15 protein-coding genes are annotated in these 22,764 nt (G+C 64.8%); 4 read left to right on the plus strand and 11 right to left on the minus strand.

Annotated features, from left to right (window positions below; translation table 11 throughout):
• Window positions 1–34: 34 nt before the first annotated feature.
• Together V6B15_RS09690 and V6B15_RS09695 are read right to left on the minus strand one after the other, a co-directional pair.
• On the minus strand, window positions 35–1,819 hold the full coding sequence (locus V6B15_RS09690; RefSeq protein WP_334200978.1) for a putative 2OG-Fe(II) oxygenase: 1,785 nt from the start codon (window positions 1,817–1,819) through the stop codon (window positions 35–37).
• Entirely contained in the window at window positions 1,819–2,292 is a 474-nt protein-coding gene (locus tag V6B15_RS09695) for a hypothetical protein (protein ID WP_334200979.1), read from the minus strand. Before V6B15_RS09695 ends, V6B15_RS09690 begins: the two co-directional genes overlap by 1 nt.
• 248 nt (window positions 2,293–2,540) lie before the next feature.
• Here V6B15_RS09695 and V6B15_RS09700 point away from each other — a divergent pair, with 248 nt between their 5' ends.
• Complete coding sequence (locus V6B15_RS09700; protein ID WP_334200980.1) at window positions 2,541–5,543, plus strand: TonB-dependent receptor domain-containing protein; 3,003 nt, start codon at window positions 2,541–2,543, stop codon at window positions 5,541–5,543.
• Between the two features lie 75 nt (window positions 5,544–5,618).
• Here the strand turns inward: V6B15_RS09700 and clpB are convergent, their stop codons facing one another.
• The 3 genes from clpB to V6B15_RS09715 form a co-directional block, all read right to left on the minus strand.
• Window positions 5,619–8,195 (minus strand): ATP-dependent chaperone ClpB, encoded by a 2,577-nt coding sequence (gene clpB / locus V6B15_RS09705; RefSeq protein ID WP_334200981.1) that lies wholly within the window; start codon window positions 8,193–8,195, stop codon window positions 5,619–5,621.
• A gap of 139 nt (window positions 8,196–8,334) precedes the next feature.
• Window positions 8,335–8,673, minus strand: a complete 339-nt coding sequence (locus V6B15_RS09710; RefSeq protein WP_334200982.1) for a tRNA-binding protein — start codon at window positions 8,671–8,673, stop codon at window positions 8,335–8,337.
• A 31-nt stretch (window positions 8,674–8,704) separates the two neighbouring features.
• Window positions 8,705–10,153 carry an ATP-binding protein gene (locus tag V6B15_RS09715; protein ID WP_334200983.1) on the minus strand — a complete coding sequence of 483 codons (1,449 nt, stop codon included), beginning with the start codon at window positions 10,151–10,153 and terminating at the stop codon, window positions 8,705–8,707.
• Window positions 10,154–10,272: 119 nt separating this feature from the next.
• On the opposite strand from V6B15_RS09715, the gene V6B15_RS09720 reads away from it, so the two are divergent.
• From V6B15_RS09720 to V6B15_RS09730, 3 genes are all read left to right on the plus strand, one after another.
• Window positions 10,273–12,501, plus strand: a complete 2,229-nt coding sequence (locus V6B15_RS09720; protein ID WP_334200984.1) for an acylase — start codon at window positions 10,273–10,275, stop codon at window positions 12,499–12,501.
• 49 nt (window positions 12,502–12,550) lie between these two features.
• Window positions 12,551–15,415, plus strand: a complete 2,865-nt coding sequence (locus V6B15_RS09725; RefSeq protein WP_334200985.1) for a M16 family metallopeptidase — start codon at window positions 12,551–12,553, stop codon at window positions 15,413–15,415.
• 68 nt (window positions 15,416–15,483) lie between these two features.
• On the plus strand, window positions 15,484–15,789 hold the full coding sequence (locus V6B15_RS09730; RefSeq protein WP_320180755.1) for a hypothetical protein: 306 nt from the start codon (window positions 15,484–15,486) through the stop codon (window positions 15,787–15,789).
• A 74-nt stretch (window positions 15,790–15,863) separates the two neighbouring features.
• Here the strand turns inward: V6B15_RS09730 and V6B15_RS09735 are convergent, their stop codons facing one another.
• The 6 genes from V6B15_RS09735 to gatC all read right to left on the minus strand — a co-directional run bounded on the left by V6B15_RS09735 (window position 15,864) and on the right by gatC (window position 22,759).
• A complete protein-coding gene (locus V6B15_RS09735; protein WP_334200986.1) occupies window positions 15,864–16,736 on the minus strand; it encodes a hypothetical protein in 873 nt (290 codons plus the stop codon).
• Between the two features lie 193 nt (window positions 16,737–16,929).
• Window positions 16,930–19,092 (minus strand): S46 family peptidase, encoded by a 2,163-nt coding sequence (locus V6B15_RS09740; RefSeq protein ID WP_334200987.1) that lies wholly within the window; start codon window positions 19,090–19,092, stop codon window positions 16,930–16,932.
• A gap of 141 nt (window positions 19,093–19,233) precedes the next feature.
• Window positions 19,234–20,733, minus strand: a complete 1,500-nt coding sequence (gatB, locus tag V6B15_RS09745; RefSeq protein WP_334200988.1) for an Asp-tRNA(Asn)/Glu-tRNA(Gln) amidotransferase subunit GatB — start codon at window positions 20,731–20,733, stop codon at window positions 19,234–19,236.
• Window positions 20,734–20,829: 96 nt separating this feature from the next.
• Window positions 20,830–22,311 carry an Asp-tRNA(Asn)/Glu-tRNA(Gln) amidotransferase subunit GatA gene (gene gatA / locus V6B15_RS09750; protein ID WP_334200989.1) on the minus strand — a complete coding sequence of 494 codons (1,482 nt, stop codon included), beginning with the start codon at window positions 22,309–22,311 and terminating at the stop codon, window positions 20,830–20,832.
• Complete coding sequence (locus V6B15_RS09755) at window positions 22,308–22,460, minus strand: hypothetical protein (RefSeq protein ID WP_334200990.1); 153 nt, start codon at window positions 22,458–22,460, stop codon at window positions 22,308–22,310. The genes gatA and V6B15_RS09755 overlap by 4 nt, the downstream gene beginning before the upstream one ends.
• Window positions 22,457–22,759, minus strand: coding sequence for an Asp-tRNA(Asn)/Glu-tRNA(Gln) amidotransferase subunit GatC (gene gatC / locus V6B15_RS09760; RefSeq protein WP_334200991.1), 303 nt, complete (start codon window positions 22,757–22,759; stop codon window positions 22,457–22,459). Before gatC ends, V6B15_RS09755 begins: the two co-directional genes overlap by 4 nt.
• Window positions 22,760–22,764: the final 5 nt, after the last annotated feature.

Below are 22,764 nucleotides of genomic sequence, written 5' to 3' on the forward strand. Positions count from 1 at the left end.
ATCGAGCCGGAAGCGTGTCAGGCCGAATTCGGTATCAGCGCAGCGCGGCGTCGAAGGCGACGGTCAGTCGCTCGCCCGCCGGAAACGGCCGGGTCCCGTGCCATGTCCACGAGGGGAACAGCGCCAGCCGGCCCTTCGCCGGCTCGATCAGCCGCAGGGGTGCCCAGTCGAGCCCGAACTCGCGCGGCGGTTCGCCCAGCGCCAGCCAGCCATCCTGGCCCGCCTCGCCTGCCCCCAGCGTATCGGGCAAGGCGAGATAACACGCCGAACTGATATCCCCGAGATTGTGGAAGTGCGCGACGTGAAAGCCCGCATTCTGCAGCCGGACCGACCAGGCCCCGGTGAACCGGCGGACCTCGCGCGGCAGCGACAACCAGGGATGGGCCGCATCGCGCGGCGGCAGTGCCGCAAGATATTCGCTCACGGCATCGACCACCGCGGCCTTGAGTTCCGCAATTTCGGGCGCGGTCCGCGCAAACAGCATGCCATCGGTCTGCGTTCCGCCGCGCAAGGATTGTTCCAGCGGTTGGCGCTGCGACGTGTGGATGCTGCGCAAGTGATCCGCCAGCGCGTCGACGTCCTTGATCCGCGAAGCGATATCGGCCGTTCCGATCAGCTCGCCATCGCGTTCCAGCCAGTGCCAGCGGTCGGGGTCGCTCCCCCGCCATGCCAGCGAGAGATAGGGCAGCACGTCGCGGGCATAGCCGGCGCGCAGCAGGCGCTTGCCAAGTTTCGCCAATTCGTCCCAGCGATGCATCCGCGCCAGCCAGCGCGCGCGCAGCATGTCTGCGCGGGGATCTTGCCATGACGCCACAGCCGCGAGATCATCCTCGCGTTCGGCAAAATCCTCTGCCTCGCATGCAGCCTGCGCGGCCATGAATGCGACCTCGCGCGTGTCGCCCAGCGCAGTCCGCGCGCGATCGACGATCGCCAGCGCCGCCTGCGCGCCCGAGTGGCGCTCGGCCAGGCGCGCGTATTCCGCCCAGACTTGCGGCGGACAGCCGGGCCGGGCCACCGCCTGTTCGAACCCCTCCATCGGGTCCTCGCCCGTAGCCGCCTCCCAGCGCAGCTGCGCGCGGGTCCGCAGCGCATCGAGCTGGAAGGGCTGCGCGGCGATGACTTCGCCCAGCAGGCGATCCCCCTCCGCGCTGCGGCGTTCGGCATGCAGCGCGGCGGCGTGCTTGATCGCCAGCACGGCATTGCCCGGATCGGCAGCGCTGGCGCGCGCGAAATGCGCCGCGCTCGGCGCGCCCGTATCGAACTGCGCCAGCGCGCGTATCCGCAAGGCGGGAGGATCGCCCGGCGCCGCTGCCAGAACGTGCTCGCTGGCCGCAATCGCGCGGTCGGTTTCGAGCGCGTCGCGCTCGAGCATGGCAAGGTTGCGCCAGCCGCGCAGATGCGCGGGATTGTCGCGGGCAATCTGCCGCAGGTCCTCCAGCGCCGCCGCGCGGTCGAGCTTTTGCGCCTGCAGCACCGCCCGATCGACGGCGGCATCGACCAGCCGCGGTTCGAGCTGCAGCGCGCGATCATAGGCCTTTACCGCCTCGTCGGGGCGCCCCGCATCATCCAGCGTGCTGGCATATTCGGCCCATAGTGGCGCCTCACGCGGGGATAGCCGCAGCGCCTTCTCGAGCAATTTTGCGGCGCCGCGCGCATCGCCTTCGGCGCGTGCCAGCCGCGACGCCAGGTAAAGCACCGCCTTTTCGCGGGGCATCGCCTTGCGCACGGGGGCGAGGAACGCCTTGGCCTCGGCCAGCTGTCCCCGCTGCAGTGCCTGCTGCGCCGCCTGAAGCGCCCGCTGCGCGGCTGCCGCGTCCATCAGTCGATACGCTTGACGCCGCGCCAGCCGCGCTTGCCGGCAATCGACAGCCTGAGCGTGCCCAGAGCGCCCTTCTCGATCGTCACCTTCTCGCCCGGCTGGAAGAAACCGTAGCGCAGCGACCCCGAAGACTTGGCTTCCCACACGCTGCCATTGTCGAGCTGAAAACGCAGGATGTTGTAAGTCTGGTTGAAATCGACATGGGTGATCGTGCCGTCATAGCGGTCGGCCCGGTCCTGTTCGTCCGCAACGGGGTTGCCGAAATTGTCGCGGCGCAATTCTTCACGCTCGGATTCGGCGACCTCGTCGACCCCGAAGATGGTGTTCATCGCATCGTCGAAACAGTCGAGACGCTGCGAGTTCTTCTCCATCGCGCGGCATTCGAGCAGCAAAGCGTCGTTACCCGTTTCCTGCGCGCTGAGACCGACGGGTGTGGCTACGAGAATGGCCGCAAGGCCGAAGAGACGCAGCATCTGGGAGTTTCCTCTCGCGAATATGGTTCGTGACATCGCCCGCGAACCTAACAGATTGCCCTTCGGTCACAAGATGATGCGTAGCCGGGAGCGATCTTTACGCCGAACCCTGGTGTTGCAAAATGGCGACGACGGAAAACCGATGTCTCCAAATTGTCGCTTTTCGACGAACGACCGTTGCGGATGAACAGGAGTGGAGCTTCAATAGGGGCTGCAATAATGCACTGGTCGCAAGTCAGGATACAAAGATGACCGATACCTCCCCCCTTAACCGGGGCCGTCGTCTCGCGCTCTACACGAGCGCAGGGATCGCAGCCCTTGCCATTTCCACCCCCGTTTTCGCTCAGGACGCGGAAGACGACGCCGTCGAAGTGCAGGCTGACGCGCCTGCCCCTGAGGCGGAAAATGCCATCGTCGTTACGGGGTCGCGAATTCGCCGTCCCAACCGCGACACGCTCGAGCCCTCGATCGTCGTGAACGCGGACCAGATCGAAGAACGCGGTCTGACCAATGTCGGCGAAGTGCTCAACGAACAGCCTGCTTTCGGTCCGCCCGCCAGCAGCGCGGTCGGCGGCCAGTCCGGTTCCTTCGGTTCGGGCCAGAGCTTCATCAACTTCTTCGGTCTGGGCTCGCAGCGCACGCTGACGCTGGTCAACAGCCGACGCTACGTCAGCTCGAACACCGCTTCGATCTTCGGCCCCGTAGCTGCCGGTTCGCAGGTTGACCTCAACACGATCCCCACGCTGATGGTCGACCGGCTTGAAACCATCGCCGTCGGCGGCGCGCCGATCTACGGTGCCGACGCCATCGCCGGTACCGTGAACATCATCCTCAGGGACCGTTTCGAAGGCGTCCGTTTCGACGCGCAGATGGGCATTGCCGAAGAAGGCGACGCACAGGAATACCGTCTGGGCGCAATGGTCGGGACCAGCTTCGCAGATGGTCGCGGCAACGTGGTTGCAGCGTTCGAATACAACAAGACCGAAGGCCTGCTCTACACCGATCGTGAACGCACGGCGCAGGGGCTGTTCTACGCCGCTCCCAATGATCCGAACTCGCCGTTCGACAACGTCGTTATCAGCGATCGCCGCATTCCCATCCTGAGCGAATTCGGCGCTCCGACGACGATCGATGTCGTCCCCGGTTTCGGCTTCGACATCACCGACGGCAGCGGCAACACGCTGGTGTTTGATGCCAATGGCAACCTTACCCCGCTGGACTTCGGCGAACGCTACGGTGTGGTGAACTCCGCCGGCGGCAACGGCTTCAGCCTTCTTCCGGTCTCGAACCTGCTCTCACCGGTCGAACGCTATCTCGGCGCGCTTACCGCTACCTACGACGTAACGGATTCGATCACTGCATTCCTCGAAGGACAGTACGCCAATTCGAAGGGTACCGAACTGCGCTCGCAGCCAGTTTACAACACCTGGCTGTTCGATGATGCGGGCACCCCCGACGGCAATCTGATCGTCCCGTTGAGCAACCCGTTCCTCTCGGACGAAGCCCGTGCAACCATCGGCGCGCAGCTTCCCGCAGGGCAGGACTTCTTCTACCTCGGCCGCGCCAATACCGACCTGATCGCCGGTGAAGGTTCGTCGACCGTCGAAGTCTATCGCGTCGTCGCCGGTCTGCGTGGCGATTTCTATCTCGGTTCGCGCAATCTGAACTGGGAAGTCTCGGGCCTCTACGGTCGATCGCGTACCGAGGGTCGCAGCCGCGAACTGGTGCAGCAGAACTTCGAGAACGCACTGGCTGGCTGCCCGGCCGGAGCAGACAATTCGCCGATCGGGACGATCAGCGACATCTGCGCTCCGTTCAACCCGTTCGGCAACCAGAACTCGCAAGCCGTGGCGGACTACGTCACGACGATCGCCAACCCGACCGCGACCAACGAACAGTATGACTTCATCGCCACCGTCGGCGGCGATCTGTTCAACATCTGGAGCGGTCCGGTCGGTTTCTCGATCGGTTACGAACACCGCGACGAATCGGCTGATTTCGATCCGGGCGCTTTCTTCTTCGGCCAGCCCGATCCGGCCGATCCGGATGCACCGCGCACCCAGTTCGGTCGCTCGATCCCGATCGATCCGGTTTCGGGTTCCTACAACACCGACGAAGTGTTCGGCGAGCTTCAGATCCCGCTTGTTTCGCCGTCGATGGACGTTCCGTTCGTCAACCTGCTCGAAGCCAAGGGCGCCATTCGTTATGTCGATAACTCGCTCACCGGTGGGGATATCACTTGGACGGCCGGCGGTCGCTGGAAGCCGGTTGAAGATTTCGCGATCCGCGGCAACTTCACCCGTTCGATCCGCGCACCTGCGATCACCGAACTGTTCAACCCGAACAGCGCGATCTTCACCACTGCAGACGATCCGTGCGATGCCCGCTTCATCAACGCTGGACCGAACCCGGCGCAGCGTGCGGCGAACTGTGCTGCGGACGGACTGCCGGCCAATTTCACCTCGAACATCGTCGACTTCACGACGCGCGGTTCGCTTTCGGGCAATACCGAACTCGAGAATGAAACGGCCGACAGCTGGACCATTGGTGCAGTCTTCACGCCCACCTTCGCTCCGGGTCTCACCCTTTCAGTCGACTGGGTCGATATCGCACTCGAAGGCGCGATCCAGAGCGTCGACGCGGAAGGCACGCTGGAAGCCTGCTACGATGCCAACGACTTCCCCAACTCGGCTTGCGATCGCATCGATCGCGACGGGGCGGGCCAGGTCGAATTCATCCGCACCGGCTACCTCAATGTCGCATCCTACGACTACCAGGGTGTGATTGCGGACCTGCGCTGGACCGAGGCAACGCCGTTCCTCGGTGCCGACAGCCGCATCAGCCTGCGTGGTTCGTACCAGTACATCGACAAGCTCGAGCAGCAGGTCGGGACTGGCGATCTCTCGACGTTCCGTGGAAGCCCGGGCTATTCGAAGCACCAAGCTACCGTCGGCGTGACTTACGAGAACAACGGATTCGGCGCATTCACGCAGATCCAGTACATCGGCGAAAACGTCGTTGATCCGGATGCGGCGCCGACCTCGTACCAGTTCTTCGAGCGTGACGAGATCGTCTACATGGACGCTGGCATTAGCTTCCACACCGAAGACGACTTCACCTTCCGCTTCATCGTCGAGAACCTGTTCGACCGCAGCGCGCCGTATCCGGCGCCGACCGGTGGTGGTCTTACCACCTATTTCGACGGGATCATGGGCCGCTACTTCAAGGTAGCTGCAACCTTCGGCTTCTGATCCAGATCGGAAACCCAAATGAAAGGGCCCCGGGAAACCGGGGCCCTTTTTCGTTTCGGCACTAGGTCGGCGCGATCAGGTGATCGTCATCGCCAGTTCGCCGTCGCCCTCGTCGATCGCGACCTTGGAGCCGTCGGGGACCTTGCCCGACAGGATCATGTCGGCGAGCGGGTCCTGCACGTAGCGCTGCACCGCGCGTTTCAGTGGGCGCGCGCCATAGACGGGGTCGTAGCCCACGCGGCCGAGCCACTTCTTCGCCGCTTCGCTCAGTTCGAGCACGATCTTGCGATCTGCGAGCAGCTTCTGCACCCGCGCAACCTGGATCTCGACGATCGGCGCCATGTGTTCCTGCGCCAGGCGGTGGAACAGGATGATCTCGTCCAGCCGGTTGAGGAACTCGGGGCGGAAATGCCCGCGCACGACGTCCATCACCTGCGGTTCGACATCCGCGACCTTCTGGTCGTCGTCCATATTGGCGAGATACTGGCTGCCGAGATTGCTGGTCAGGATGATCAGCGTATTGCTGAAATCGACCACGCGGCCCTGCCCGTCGGTCAGCCGCCCGTCGTCGAGCACCTGCAGCAGCACGTTGAACACGTCGCTATGCGCCTTCTCGACCTCGTCGAACAGCACCACCTGGTAGGGGCGCCGGCGGACCGCTTCGGTCAGCACGCCGCCTTCCTCGTAGCCGACATAGCCCGGGGGCGCGCCGATCAGCCGGGCGACCGCGTGCTTCTCCATGAACTCGCTCATGTCGATGCGCACCATCGCGCTGTCGTCGTCGAACAGGAAGCCGGCAAGCGCCTTGGTCAATTCGGTCTTGCCCACGCCGGTCGGGCCGAGGAACAGGAAGCTGCCCAGCGGCCGGCCGGGATCCTGCAGGCCTGCGCGCGCACGGCGCACCGCCTTGGACACGGCATCGATCGCCTGGCTCTGGCCGATCACCCGCTTGGCAAGGATGTTCTCCATGTCGAGCAGCTTCTCGCGCTCGCCTTCCATCATCCGGTCGACGGGAATGCCCGTCCAGCGGCTGACCACACCGGCGATATCGTCTTCGGTGACCTCTTCCTTGAGCAGCGCATTGTCGGTGTGGCCCGACGCTTCGGCGAGCTTTTTCTCCAGCTCGGGGATTCGCCCGTATTGCAGCTCGCCCGCCTTCTGCAGGTCGCCGCCGCGCTGCGCCTGTTCGAGTTCGATCCGCGCCTGGTCGAGGTCTTCCTTGATCCGCGCCTCGGCGTGGATCTTGTCGCGCTCGTTCTGCCAGCGCGTGGTCAGTTCGCTCGACTGCTGTTCGAGTTCGGACAGTTCCTTGCGCAGGTTTTCCAGCCGGTCCTTCGACGCGCTGTCGGTTTCCTTCTGCAGCGCCTGTTCCTCGATCCGCAACTGGATGATGCGGCGGTCGAGGCTCTCGATTTCCTCGGGCTTGCTTTCCACTTCCATGCGGATGCGGCTGGCGGCCTCGTCCATCAGGTCGATCGCCTTGTCGGGCAGGAAGCGGTTCTGGATATAGCGGTTGGACAGCTGCGCCGCGGCAACGATCGCGCCATCGGTGATGCGCACACCGTGGTGCAGCTCGTATTTGTCCTTGATCCCGCGCAGGATGCTGATCGTGTCCTCGACGCTGGGCTCGTCGATGAAGACCGGCTGGAAGCGCCGCTGCAGCGCGGGGTCCTTCTCGACATATTTCTGGTATTCGTCGAGCGTGGTTGCGCCGATGCAGTGCAGCTCGCCGCGGCTGAGCGCAGGCTTGAGCAGATTGCTCGCATCCATGCTGCCCTCGCTCGCGCCCGCGCCGATCAGCGTGTGCATTTCGTCGATGAACAGGATGATCTGCCCTTCGGCTCCCTTCACCTCGTCGAGCACCGCCTTGAGCCGTTCCTCGAACTCGCCGCGGTACTTCGCGCCGGCGATGAGCGAGCCCATGTCGAGCGCCATCAGCGTGCGGCCCTTGAGGCTGTCGGGCACATCGCCATTGGCAATGCGCAGCGCGAGGCCTTCGGCAATCGCGGTCTTGCCGGTGCCGGGTTCGCCGATGAGCGCGGGATTGTTCTTGGTCCGGCGCGCGAGGATCTGCACGGTGCGGCGGATTTCCTCGTCGCGGCCAATCACCGGGTCGAGCTTGCCGTCGCGCGCTGCCTGCGTCAGGTCGCGGGCGTATTTCTTCATCGCGTCGTAGCTTTCTTCGGCGCCCGCGCTGTCGGCGGTGCGGCCACCGGTCACTTCCTGGATCGCGGCCTCGAGCGCCTTGGCATCGATCCCCGCGGCGGTCAGCGCCTTGCCTGCCGAATTGTCGGCCAGCGCGAGCGCCTGCAACAGGCGCTGGAGGGGGACGAAGCTGTCGCCCGCCTTCTCGGCGAGCTGTTCGGCCTGGTCGAGCGTGCGCACGGCGTCATTGTCGAGCCCCGGCGTCGCTTGCGCGCCCCCGCCGGAAACCGCCGGCACCTTGGCCAGCGCATTGTCGACTTCGGTGATCGCCACGCCGGGGTTGCCTCCGGCACGCTGGATCAGCTGCGCGGCCATGCCCTGCTCGTCGTCGAGCAGCGCCTTGAGCAGATGCGCGGGCGAAATCCGCTGGTGGTTCAAGCGGATCGCAACGGTCTGTGCAGCCTGCAGGAAGCCCTTGGCGCGGTCGGTGAATTTCTCGAGATTCATGCAAACACCCCAGTTATGAATTGTCGCCGGGATATGGTGTTGCGATTATGCAACACAACCCCTCCCCGCGAATTTTCACGAGGTGTGTTAGCTACATATAGGGGTCGCGGGAGGCTTGTGAAGCCAGCCCGGGCGCAATTTAGGCCAGCCGCGCACCATCCGCGACACCCGGTTCGGGACGGGCCAGCAGGATCTCGCCGTCGCTGTCGGGGAACCCGAGCACGAGGATTTCGGACATGAAGGGGCCGATCTGGCGCGGGGCGAAATTGACCACCGCCATAACGCGCTGCCCGACCAGGGCGTCGGGCGTGTAGTGCCCGGTGATCTGCGCCGAGCTTTTGCGCTCGCCGATCTCGGGTCCGCAATCGACCCACAGCTTGATCGCCGGGCGGCGTGCCTCGGGGAAGGGTTCGGCGCGGGTTACCGTGCCGGCGCGAATGTCGAGAGCGGCGAAATGCGCGAAATCTGCATAATCCATCGCCCCGGTCTATGCCGAGCGCCGGCGTGCATCAACCTTCGGCCAGCGGCTCCAGCCCGGGAACCATCACCGTGCGGTCGCCGCCGAAATCCTCGCGCACCACGACCAGTCCCTGCCGCTCGAGATGGTCGAGCAGCCGCCGGATCCGCCCGGGCGAACTGGTGCCATAGGCGCGTGCGAGCTCGGCCTCGTCGACCTGCGTCTCGCCCGCATGCGCGGCCTTGGCGATCACGAGGAACGGGCCGAGCAGGTCTTCTTCCACCGCACCGGCCAGCTGCATGATGCGCGCCTGCAGCGCTTCGTCGAGCTCTTCCAGACCGGCCCCGGCCACGGCGAACCGGCGGCGGAAGGCGCGCATGTCGGGCATCGGACCGATCAACCGTTCGCGGCGGCAGCGGGTGAGGAAGGTCTGGTATTGCGCGCTGGCGGACTGGAAGGCGATCCCCTCCTCCTGCGCCAGCTCGCTGATGATCTGCGCGATCCGCGTGGCGACCACCGTGGTATCCACCGGCTCCGCGCGGGGCTCGACCTGGCGCTCCTCCGCCCGGGCGATGCTGTCCTCGATCTCGTCGACCGGCGGCGCGGGCGGCGGGGCAGGCGGCGGCGGCGCCTTGGCCACATCGGCTGCGAGGTCGGTGGTGAGCAGCGCCGCCATATCGGCGGGCGCGGTATCGGGTAGCGCCATCAGCCCTTCGCTGCGCGCCTGGTGACCGGTCTTCACCGGGCCGATCTTCACCGCGAGCGGCAGCCGCGTGATTGCCGGGCCGAGCGCAAGGAAATGCCCCCGCTCGAGCTCGCGGATCCGCTCCGCCTGCCGCCGCTCCATCCCCAGCAGGTCAGCCGCGCGGATCATGTCGATATCGAGGAAGGTCCGCCCCATGAGGAAGTTCGACGCTTCGGCCGCAACGTTTTTCGCCAGCTTCGCCAGGCGCTGCGTGGCGACGACCCCCGCCAGCCCGCGCTTGCGCCCGCGGCACATGAGGTTGGTCATCGCCGCCAGAGTCATCCGGCGCGTGTCCTCGGCCATCTCGCCCGCGGCGGCGGGAGCGAACATCTGCGCTTCGTCGACCACCACCAGCGCCGGATACCAATGCTCGCGCGGGGCATCGAACAGCGCGGTCAGGAATTGCGCCGCGCAGCGGATCTGCTGTTCGACCTCGAGCCCGTCGAGATCGAGCACCACGCTGGCGCGGTGTTCGCGGATGCGGCGTGCCAGCGCCTCGATCTCGCCCGGCGAATAGGCGGCGCCGTCGATCACCACATGACCGAACTCGTCCGCCAGCGAGGGAAAATCACCTTCGGGGTCGATGACCACCTGCTGGACCATCCCCGCGCTTTCCTCGAGCAGCCGCCGCAGCAAATGCGACTTGCCGCTGCCCGAATTGCCCTGGACGAGCAGCCGGGTCGCGAGAAGCTCCTCGATATCAAACTCGACCGGCTTTCCGGACGATTCGTGGCCGATGGTGATCTGGGCTGTCACGCAACAGCGATTAGCCAGTCGAATCCACAAGGGGGAACAGCGCCGCGGCGGTTTTGCCCAATCGCATTGCGTCACCCCGCTGCGCTCGCTAATCGGGTTGCAAGAGAGGACGGAAATCTATGAGGAAATCGCTGGGGCGCATTGGTTTTGCGCTGCTTCTGCTCGTGCTGGTTGCATTCATCGCGCTGGCGACGTGGGAACCCTTCTGGGCCAAGCGCGGCGATGTCGCCCTGCCCGACCGGACCTACACCGCCGAAATCAGTCGCGACGAATTCGGTGTGCCGCATATCTACGCCGCCACCGATGCCGATGTCGCCTATGGCGTGGCCATCGCGCATTCGGAGGATGATTTCTCCACCCTGCAGGATGTGATCGCGATGAGCCGCGGGCGCTATGGCGCGATCGCGGGCGAGGAGGGCGCGGCATTCGACTATGCGTATCACCTGCTCGACGCGCGCGGCACGGCAGAGCGCGAATATCCGCTGCTCCCCGCAGACACACGCGCGCTGTTCGATGCCTATGCCGTCGGCCTCAACGATTTCGCCGAATCGCATCCCCGCGAAGTGAAGCTGGGCAACCTCTTCCCCGTCGACGGCGTCGATGTGGCTGCGGGTTTCGCGCTGCGCCAGCCGTTCTTCTTCGGCCTGGGCGGGATTATCGAGCCGCTGGTGTCGGGCGAGCCGCTGCTGCCCGAATACGGCCCCGCGATCCCGCGTGATACCGGCGGGGCAGCCCCGGCCATCGAACCTGCCGAAGTCATCCGCACGGAGGCCGCACCCGGCCCCGACCTGGCCCGCGCCGGGCCGCTCCCCAGGGGAGAAGAGGCCGCGCTGGCCGGGTCCAACGCATTTGCAGTCACGCCCGAGAAATCGGGCGGCCCGACGATCCTGGTGTCGAACAGCCACCAGCCCTGGCGCGGCGGCGTGGCGTGGTACGAACTGGTCGTCGAAAGCGAGGAAGGCTGGCATTATGCGGGGGCGAATTTCCCCGGCAGCCCGTTCCCCTTCCTCGGCCATAACGAACATCTCGGCTGGACCAATACGGTCAACACGCCCGACATGACCGATATCTACCGGCTCGAGATGAACGAGGACGAGACGCAATACCGCATCGGCGACCAGTGGCGCGAGCTCGAAGCGCGAACGGTCACCCTGCCCGTCAAGCTCGGCCCGGTCACCCTGCCGATCCGCCGCACGGTCTATCGCAGCGTCCATGGCCCGGTGATCAAGAACGACGAGGGCTTCTTCGCGGTGCGTTATGGCGGGATCGGCAATCTCGGCCAGCTCGATGCCTATTACCGGCTCAACAAGGCGACCAGCCTTGCGGAATTCGAGCGAATCCTCGCGCGGATGGACATCCCTTCGACCAATTTCATCTATGGCGACGAGGCAGGCAACATCGCCTATGTCTACAACGCCGCCATCCCCGACCGCGCGAAGGGATATGACTGGCGCACGGTGCTGCCGGGCGACGATCCGCGGGCCATCTGGTCCGGTCCGGTCGCCTATCAGGAACTGCCGCGTTATGTGAACCCGGCCAGTGGCTGGCTCTACAACGCCAACAACACGCCCTATACCGCCGCGGGCGCCGGGAGCGATCTTTCGCCTGACGACTTCGCTCCCGAACTCGGCATCGAACTCAAGCAAACCAACCGCTCGCGCCGTGCGTGGAAATTGCTGAGCGAGGCGGGGCAGCTCGACCGCGCCACGCTCGAGGCGATCAAATACGACACGGGCTACGACCGCAGTGGGTATGTCGCGAAGCTGTGGGACGAACTCGAAGCGCTCGACCTGTCGGACGATGGAGAATTGGCGCAGGCACGCGACATGCTGATGGGCTGGGACTTCACCGCCGACAGCATCGGCGAAGCCGATGCGCTGGCGCTGTTGATGATCCGCGAGTTCATGTCGTCCAGCTACCAGAACAAGCCGTGGCCCAATGCCCGGGCCGAGCTGGCCAAGCAGGTCGCGCATCTCAACACCCATTTCGGGCGCATCGACCCGCCGATGGGCGACTTGCTGCGCCTGCGGCAGGGCCAGGTCGATCTGCCGCTCGATGGCGGGTCGGACACGCTGCGCGCCTCGACGCTGTGGGATGTCGATGACGACGGCCGCCTGTCGGTGCGGCACGGTGACAGCTTCATCCAGTGGGTCGAATGGCTGCCCGGCGAGCGTGTTTCCTCGCGTTCGATCCAGCCGTTTGGCGCCGCCACCACGCGGCCCGATTCCCCGCATTACACCGATCAGGCTGCGCTGTTCGTCAAGCATCGCTTGAAGCCGGTGCATTTCTGGCGCGAAGATGTGCTGGCCAATGCGAAATCGCGCAAGACCGTGACCAATCGTCGCTGACGCGTTAGCATCACCCAAACCCGGATTTCGAACACACCATCGAGGTATCATGCGTATCAAGCCCCTCCTGACCGCCAGCGTGCTGGCCCTCACCCTCGGGGCCTGCGCGCCCGCCATGACCGCCAGCGCGCCGGAAACCGCGCCCGTCGTGGCAACGGCCGATGCCGCCCCGGCAGAACTCGCTGCGCTGGTCGAACAGGTCGACATCCCCTTCGAGAAATTCACGCTCGACAACGGGCTCGACGTGATCGTCCATACCGACCGCAAGGCCCCGATCGTCGCGGTGGCAGTGTGGTACAATGTCGGTTCGAAGGACGAGCCCAAGGGCAAGTCGGGCTTTGCGCATCTGTTCGAGCATTTGATGTTCAACGGCAGCGAGAACGCCCCGCAGGACTATTTCCAGTATCTGCAGGAAATGGGCGCGACCGATTACAACGGCACGACCAATTTCGACCGCACCAACTATTTCCAGACCGTGCCGCGCCCCGCGCTCGAACGCGCGCTGTGGCTGGAAAGCGACCGCATGGGCTATCTGCTCGGCGCGGTCACGCAGCAGAAGCTCGATAACCAGCGCGGCGTGGTGCAGAACGAAAAGCGCCAGGGCGACAACCAGCCCGGCGGGCTGGTGTTCTACGAGATCGTCAACACGCTGTTCCCCGCGCCGCATCCGTATGACCACACGCCGATCGGCTCGATGGCCGACCTCGACAGCGCGAGCATGGACGATGTGCGCGACTGGTTTCGCGACAAATATGGTCCCAACAACGCCACCGTGGTGCTGGCCGGCGACATCTCGCCCGCAGAAGCCCGCCCGCTGGTCGAAAAATACTTCGGTCCGATCGCGCGTGGCCCGGTCAACAACCCCGCCGAAGCCGCCGTCCCCGAGCTTGCCGAAGACGTCCGCACGGTAATGCGCGACCAGGTCGCTGCGGTCAGCATCGACAAATACTGGACCGCGCCGGGCATCACCGATCGCGAACTCACGGCACTGACCGTGGGCGCGCGGATCCTCGGCGGGTTGTCGTCGAGCCGCCTCGACAACGCGCTGGTGCGCGACGAGCAGCTGGCGGTGAGCGTTTCGGCCGGAAACTACGCCTGGCAGCGCGTCGGCATCCTGAATGTCGCCGCCACTGCCCGTCCCGGCGTTGACGAGGCCGAGGTCGAGCGCCGTCTCGACGCGCTGATTGCCGAGTTCATCGCCGAAGGCCCGACCGAAGACGAGGTCCGCCGCGCGGCGACCAGCTCGGTCGCCAGTACGATCCGCGGCCTCGAACAGGTCGGCGGGTTCGGCGGCAAGGCCGTGACCCTGGCATCGGGCGAAGTGCTGGCTGGCGATCCGGGTTTCTATGCCCGCGAGTTCGAAATCCTCGCCACGCTGACCCCGGGTGAAGTCCAGGCGGCGATGCAGCGCTGGATGACCCGCCCCTCGATGACATTGATCCTCGAACCCGGTGAACGCGGCGACGCTTATGAAGAAGCGGCCAGTGTCGCTGAAACCGACGCGCAGGCGGACGAGGGTGCGGCCCAAGAGCTGACCGTGACCAAGGACCGTCCCGCCCCGCCGATCGACTCGATCGCGCAGCTCGACTTCCCCGAGGTGCAGCACACCACGCTGGCGAACGGCATGACGCTGCATTACGCGCAGCGCGACGCGATCCCCGCGACCTATGTGACGCTCTCCTTCAACGCGGGCAGCAGTGCCGACCCTGCGGACAAGCGCGGGCTTGAAAGCCTCGCGCTCGGCCTGTTCGAGGAAGGCACCACCAGCATGAGCTCGCGCGAGATCGCCGAGACCAGCGAACGGCTGGGCGCAAATATCTCGCTGGGCGGTGGTGCCGACCGGTCGAGCTTCACGCTGTCCGCGCTATCGGCCAATCTCGTGCCTTCGCTCGAACTCCTGTCCGACATCGTCCGCAACCCGGCCTTCGCGCAGTCCGAGATCGACCGCGTCCGCGCGCAGCGGATCACCAGCGTTGAACAGGAACTGCGCACCCCGGCCTCGATCGCGCAGCGCACCGCCGCCCCGCTGATCTATGGCGCGGACAGCCCCTATGCCGGACCCGAAAGCGGCACGGTGGAATCGCTCTCGGCGATCACCCGCGGCGACATCACCGGCTTCAAGGACCGCTGGATCCGGCCCGACAATGGCGAAATCTTCGTCGTTTCGGACCGTCCGCTGGACGAGATCGTCACCTCGCTCGAGGCCGTACTGGGCGATTGGGAAGCACCCGCGATGGCGAAGGGCGCAAAGAGCTTTGGCTCGGCCCCCGCAGCGCCTTCCGAAAGCCGCATCGTGCTGGTCAACCGGCCCAATTCGCCGCAAAGCTACATCTATGGCGGCCAGCTGACCTCGGTCGATCCGCGCGGCGAGACCTATGTCGACTTCCTCAACGCCAACAATGCGCTGGGCGGCAATTTCCTCGCCCGACTCAACATGAACCTGCGCGAGACCAAGGGCTGGAGCTACGGTGTGCGCGGCGCCCCGCTGACCAATGAGAATGCGGTCGCCTATACCGTGCGTGCGCCCGTCCAGGCCGACCGCACCGGCGATGCGCTGGCCGAACTGATCCGCGAGACCGGCGAATTCCTCGACACGCGCGGCGTGACCGACGAGGAGCTGACCCGGATCGTCACCGCCGAGATCGGCGAACTGCCCGGCCAGTTCGAAACCTCGGGCGCCATCCTCGGCGCGATGCAGAGCAATGCGCTCTATGGACGGCCCGACGATTACTACGAGATCATCGCCGACCATTACCGCAAGCAGACCACCGCCAGCCTCGATGCCGCGGCGCGCGCAGCGATCGATACCGACCGGTTCGTCTGGGTCGTGGTGGGCGATGCGGCGGTGGTCGAACCGCAGCTCGAACAGCTCGGGCTCGCGGTCGAACGCATCGAAATGACGGGAACCGACTAATTGACATTCCTGTCAGCAGGCCCGATTGAAAAGGGACTTTGAACCTTCAAGCGAAGAGAGGAATACCCATGTCCGTAGCAGGTACCTATGACACCGTCGTAAAGAGCCCGATGGGCGACCAGAAGGGCACGCTGACCGTGGTGCCGGGCGACGATGGCAACAGCTTCACCGGCTCGATGGCCGGCGGCATGGGCTCGATGGACATCACCGACGGCACGATCGAAGGCGATACCCTCAAGTGGAAGATGGACATGACCGTCCCGATGCCCATGACCCTCAACTGCACCGCTACGGTGACCGGCGACCAGATGACCGGCACCGTCAATGCGGGCGCTTTCGGCGACATGCCGCTGACCGGCGAACGTCAGGGCTAAGCCTCGTAGCTACCCAACACAAAGGGCCGCCGGAGCGATCCGGCGGCCCTTTTTTATTGTCGCATTGGCCGGGGTTAGTCGGTGATGGAAAAATCGAAGATCCGCGAGGTCTGGGCGCCAACGCTGGCCATGCCTGCCCCGCCACCGGTTTGCGACGAATATAGAAATCCGTACTCACCGGGCTCCAGATCGATGTTCGGCTGCACTCTGAACACGCCCGGAGCCAACCGCTCGTAATCGAAGGGGATTTGATCTTTCGTCATGACCCCGGCTTTGGCCCCGCCGATGTTGAACTTGCCCACCTTCGCTTCGCGGCGGTTCTTCTTCACATCGAATTTGACGAGGCTGAACTCTGCGGGAGAAGTTACCGCACCGGCCATCCAGAAGTTCCCGCCACCGCGGTTGGATAGCGAGCTGTTGGCTTCATCGAAATAGAAGTAAAAGGTCGGTCGCAGCACGCTCGCGGCGGTTCGGGCCGATCTTTGTGGGATCACAGCCTTGAAGCTCATCGAAGCGATTCCGCCGGTCAGCGCATAACCCAGAAACCCCCCGGTTTTGGTTTGGTTGGTAGTCGTCGCATCGATGTACTGCATCTTGGGATCGGGCAGCCAATCCGCCATCAAATAGACGCCCGATGCATGCGGAACCATGGGATCGGGATCGTCCATCGAAACGGTCGCTGAGCTCGAAACGCTCGGAGCATTCGATTTCGCGATCATTGCCGCAATGACCGAAGACGGCACTCCGGCATTCTTCAGCCCGATAAGCTGATTGGTCGTCACGTCGAAGCGGGAGGCTGTCGCATCGATCTTTGCAATGATCGCTTCTTCGCCGAGCCCGATATCTACCAATTGCACGATCGCTTCATTGTCGAGCGTCTCGGCAGACAGCGGCGTTGCAGAAAGTGCGGCCGCAGCCAGAAAGGCGAAAATAGTTTTGGTTTTCATGGAGCCCCCAATTTATCAGCCCCATACTGTATTGGCAGGGACCCACGCGTCAATCTCAATACCACGGGGCAGACGCAGTTACTTTCTACGAAGTCATCGCGATTTCTTGTGTGGCGGGTGCGCCAGATACGAACAAGAAGGGCCGCCGGAGCGATCCGGCGGCCCTTTCTATTTGCGGCGAGGTGGACGGGGTCTAGCGGACCACGTCCATTTCCTCGATCAGGCCGTGGGCGCCGTCGACCTTGTCCATCACCCACAGCATGTAGCGCGTGTCCACATGGATCGTGCGCGTGGTGCGCGGGTCGAAGTCCCAGTCCGAATTGACGCTTTCGAAGGTCCCGTCGAACAGCAGGCCGACCAGTTCGGCGCGCGCGTTGAGCGTGGCCGAGCCGCTGTTGCCGCCGGTGCTGTCGAGGTCCGACAGGAAGTTCACGGGCACCGAACCGATGCTGTCCAGCGCATAGGGGCCGTAATCGCCCGCCCGGATGCTGGCGAGCTGGCCTTCGGGCGCGTTGAACGGCTCTTCGCCGGTATCCTTTTCGAGGATGCCTTCGAGCGTGGTGAACGGCAGATAGGCCATGCCGTCGCGCGGGCTGCCGCCCAGCACCTTGCCATAGGTCACGCGCAGCGTGCTGTTGGCATCAGGATAGGTCGCCGCGCCCTGGCTGCGCTGCCACTGCGTGATCGCGTCCATATAGGCGGGACGCAGCGCCAGCGCGCGGCCTTCGCGCTGCTCGCTCTCGGCCTCGAGCTTGCGCTCGTAATCGTAGAGCGCGACCGCCAGCTGCATGAAGGGATCATCGCTCGCCTCGAGCTCGGCGGCGCTCGCTTCCATCAGCGCAAGCCGTGTCTCGCTCTCGTCCAGCGTGGTGCCCGCGTAATAGCCATCCACGATCGCATCGAGCTGCTTGGCATCATCGACGCCCGTCAGGCCCAGCGCCTCGTCGAACACCGCCACGCGTTCGGCTTCCGGCTGCGCGAGATAGCCGTCGAGGAACAGCAACCATTCGGCCTTGTCGACCGCCGCGTCATAGCGCCGGTCGAGCGCCTGCAGGCCCTGGCGGAAGAACGCCATGTCGCGCTCCTGGTAGCCGCTTTCGCGCTGCGCATCGGGCAGCTCGCGTTCCTTGGCAAGGCGGTAGAGCCGCTGCGCAGCCGATAACAGCTGCGCGCGCGTGGCATTGCCATACCAGAAATTGGTCCGCGCCGCGGTGGCGCTTTCCCCGGTCAGCGTGTCGAGCGAAGCCAGCGCCTCGCCATAAGGGCTGCGCGCAGCATCGGCGGCGATCCACGCATCGAGCGCAGCCTCGCGCTGGCGCCGGCGATCGACGAGGCCCACCCGGCGCGCGCCATCGATCTGCCCGCGCAGGTTCTTCTCGTAATTGTTGAGCCCAGCGAGCCGCGATTCGTATTTCACGCGCGCGTCGGAGCCGACCGGCGCAGCCTCCTCGATCGTGTCGATCCAGTCGTTGAGCAGCGTGACGAAGGTCGGATAGGTCCATTCGAAGGTGTTCTCGACTTCGCCCAACCGCGCATAGCGCTGGGTGGACCCCGGATAGCCCGCGGCCATCACGAAATCGCCGTCATCGAGACCGGCTGCGCTTACCTTCAGATGGTGTTCGGGCCGGTAGGGGACATTGTCCTCGGCATATTCGGCCGACGATCCGTCGGGCGCGACATAGGCACGATAGAAGGCGAAATCGCCGGTATGGCGCGGCCACATCCAGTTATCGATATCGCCGCCATATTTACCGACCGCATCGGCGGGGGCGTAGACCAGCCGCACATCCTTGACCTCGAGCCGCTTGATCAGCGTGTACTCCTTGCCGCCGTAGAAGCCCGCGACGAGGCAGCGATAGCCCGCTTCCTGCTCGCATTCGGCGGTGATGTCCTTCACCCGCTGGTCGACCGTGTCATAGCGCTCGGTCGGCGAAAGCGTGTCGATCCCGTCGCGCACCCGCGCGGTGACATCGCTGATTTCGGTGGTGACATAGACGCGCGATCCGGGCGCGGCGGGCAGTTCGTCGCCCTTCGCCTGCGCGAGGAAGCCGTTCTCGAGATAATTGTTCTCGGCGGTCGAATTGTACTGCACCGATCCGCGCGCGCAGTGATGGTTGGTGACCACCAGCCCCTCGGGCGAAACGAAGCTCGCCGAACAGCCCTGCAACTGGACGATCGCGCCCATCGGGAAACCGGTGAGGTCGGACAGCTTCTCGGGCGAAACCTCGAGCCCCATGGCGCGCAGATCGTCAGCGATTTCGGGTAGCTGGCCGGGGGTGAACATCCCCTCCTTGGCAGCCAGCGGGGCGGATGCGACGCAGGCCATCAGCGCTGCGAACACGGCAGTGTTTCTCATCGGGATACAGTCCTCATTCCAGATGCGCGGGGACGCGCCAATGGCGCAGAGGCTAGGCCCCCCCCGACGGCGGAGCAAGCGCGTGCTCGGCGAGCTTCATCTGGGCTCGACCGGCGCCGCCGAAACGGCCCGGTCAGGCGTTCAGCCTAGCTTGTCCTTGAGGATCTGGTTGACCACCGCGGGATTGGCCTTGCCCTGCATCGCCTTCATCGTCTGGCCGACGAAGAAGCCGAACAGCTTGTCCTTGCCGCCGCGGTACTGTTCGACCTTGTCCTCGTTATTGGCGAGGATTTCGTCGATCGCGGTTTCGATCGCGCCGGTGTCGGAGACCTGCTTGAGGCCCTTCTCATCCGCGATCTTTTCGGGCGCGCCGCCTTCCTTGAGGACGATTTCGTAGATTTCCTTGGCCTGGCCGCCCGAAATCTCGCCCTTGTCCTGCATCGCAAGGATACTGGCCTGCGCTTCGGCGGTGGCATTGGCCATATTGGCCTCGTCGCCAAGCGACTTGACCACGCCTGGGGCGACCGAGAGCGCCCAATTGGCGACCTGCGTCGCGACCTTGGCCTCGCTCTTGCCGATCTTCTCCGCCGCCACCTTGAGCAGCGTTTCGAACCGCGCGAAGGTTTCCACCTCGGCGGTCAGCTCGCGCGCATTGTAGGGCGTCAGGCCCAGCTCGTTTTCGTAGCGCGTGCGCTTGGCGTCGGGCAGCTCGGGCAGCGACGCGCGGCATTCGTCGAGGAAACCGTCTTCGAGCTCGAGCGGGAGCAGGTCGGGATCGGGGAAGTACCGGTAATCATGCGCATCTTCCTTGCTGCGCATCGACCGGGTTTCGTTGCGGTCAGGGTCGTAAAGCCGCGTTTCCTGGACCACCGTACCGCCATCCTCGATCAGATCGACCTGGCGGCGTGCTTCCTGCTCGATCACCGCCATGACGAAGCGGACCGAATTGACGTTCTTGGTCTCGGTGCGGGTGCCGAGCTCGCTGTCACCGACCTTGCGGACCGAGACATTGACGTCGGCGCGCATCGAACCCTGCTCCATATTGCCGTCGCACGATCCGACATAGCGCAGGATGCTGCGCAGCTTGCGGACATAGGCGCCGGCCTCTGCGGGCGAGGTCATATGCGGCATGGACACGATTTCCATCAGTGCGACACCGCAGCGGTTGAGATCGACATAGGACATCGTCGGATGCTGGTCGTGCATCAGCTTGCCCGCATCCTGCTCGACATGGATGCGTTCGATGCCGATGACCTTGTCTTCGGGTATGCCGGCCTTCTCATCCGCTTCGATCAGCAGCTGCCCCTCGCCCACGATGGGGTGGTAAAGCTGGCTGATCTGATAGCCCTGCGGCAGATCGGCGTAGAAGTAGTTCTTGCGGTCGAACCGGCTGTATTTGTTGATCTGCGCCTCGATCGCCATGCCGGTGCGCACCGCCTGACGGATGCATTCGCGATTGGGCACGGGCAGCATGCCCGGCATCGCCGCATCGACAAGGCTGACCTGCGTGTTCGGCTCGGCCCCGAATTCCGTACTCGCGCCGCTGAACAGCTTGGCGTTGGAAGTGACCTGCGCGTGGACCTCGAGGCCGATCACGACCTCCCATTCGCCCGTGGCGCCCTGGATGCGGTAAGTGCTCATATCAACTCTCACGTCATCCCAGCGAAAGCTGGGATCTTTCTCGGTCACGTCCGACCTGGCGGACAGCGATCCCAGCTTTCGCTGGGATGACGAAAATTACCACCACTTCTCCGGCTGCGCGTCGAACCCGGCGCGCTGCTGGATCGCGAGGCCGGTGTTGAGCACGCCCTGCTCGTCGAACGGCTTGCCCACGATCTGCAGCCCGAGCGGCAGGCCGTCGTCATTGACCATGGCGGGTACGCTCATCGCGGGCAGGCCGGCCAGCGATGCCGGCACGGCGAAGACGTCGTTGAGATACATCGTCAGCGGGTCTTCATTGAGCGAGCCGAGCGGGAAGCTGGCCGTCGGCGTGGTCGGCGCGAGGATCGCGTCGCATTGCGCAAACGCCTGCTCGAAGTCCTGGCTCACCAGCGTGCGGATCTTCTGCGCCTGCGTGTAATAGGCGTCGTAGAAGCCGGCGCTCAGCACATAGGTGCCGATCAGGATACGGCGCTTGACCTCGTCGCCGAACCCGGCGGCGCGGGTGGCGGCATACATGTCCTGCAGGCCCGCCCCGTCAGGCAGGTCGCGCAACCCATAGCGCACGCCGTCATAGCGCGCGAGATTGCTCGAGGCCTCGGCGGGCGCGACGATGTAATAGGCGGGCAGCGCGTATTTGGTGTGCGGCAGCGAGATATCGACGATCTCGGCACCCGCATCGCGCAGCCATTCCTTGCCATGTTCCCAGCTCTTGAGAATGGCCTCGTCGGTGCCGTCCATCCGGTATTCCTTCGGGATACCGATCTTCTTGCCCTTGAGGTCTGCCGACAGGCCCGCTTCCCACTGCGGCACGTCCAGCTTGAGGCTGGTCGCGTCCTTGGGATCGAAGCCCGCCATGGCTTCGAGCATGATCGCGCAATCTTCGACGCTGCGTGCCATAGGGCCCGCCTGGTCGAGGCTGGAGGCGAAGGCGACCACGCCCCAGCGGCTGCAACGGCCATAGGTCGGCTTGATCCCGCAGATACCGGTGAAGGCGGCGGGCTGGCGGATCGAACCGCCGGTGTCGGTGCCGGTGGCAGCGGGCGCGATCCGCGCGGCGACCGCGCTGGACGAACCGCCCGACGAACCGCCCGGGCTCATCGCGGCATTGCTGCCTTCCTTGCGCCAGGGCGAATTGACGTTGCCGAAATAGCTGGTCTCGTTCGAGCTACCCATCGCGAACTGGTCGAGATTGAGCTTGCCCAGCATGCCCGCACCCGCATCCCACAGGTTCTGCGAGACAGTGCTCTCGTATTCCGGGGTAAAGCCTTCGAGGATATGGCTCGCGGCGGTGGTCTGCACGCCCTTGGTGGCGAACAAATCCTTCATGCCGATCGGCACGCCGCCCATGGCGCCCAGATCCTCGCCCTTGGCGCGCTTGGCATCGGCCGCATCGGCCGCCGCCAGCGCATGGTCGGGCGTGGTCACGATGAAAGCGTTGAGGTCGGCGGCGTCGGCCACGGCGGCGTTGAAGGCTTCCGCCACTTCGCGCGCGGTGAAACTGCCGCCCGCCACGCCATCGCGGATCTCCTTGACGCCGAGTTTGGTCAGTTCGGTCATGCTTCGTCACCCTGAACTTGTTTCAGGGTCCATTTCGCCACAATCACGGTGTCGTCCTCAAAAGAGCTGCGTTCCTGTTCCTGGATCCTGAAACACGCGCGGCTTCGCCGCTGTTCAGGATGATCGAATGAAAATGCGTGGCTTTTCATTCGATCACCTTGGGCACGCCGAAGAAGCCGTGTTCGGCGGCGGGGGCATTGGCGAGCACATCCTCGCGCCGCCCGCCGCCGGTCTTGGGTTCGGCATCGACCACATCGTCGCGCAGGCGCAGCGTGTTCGGGATGACCGCGGTCATCGGCTCGACGCCGCTGGTATCGACCTCGCCCAGCTGTTCGACCCAGTCGAGGATATTGTTGAGTTCGGGGACCATCGTATCGAGTTCGTCATCGCCCATCTTGATGCGGGCGAGCGAGGCGATCTTGGCCACTTCTTCGCGTGTGACTGACATGCTCG

The sequence above is a fragment of the Qipengyuania sp. Mu-71 genome (assembly GCF_036867055.1).
GTDB classification, from domain to species: Bacteria; Pseudomonadota; Alphaproteobacteria; order Sphingomonadales; family Sphingomonadaceae; genus Qipengyuania; species Qipengyuania profunda.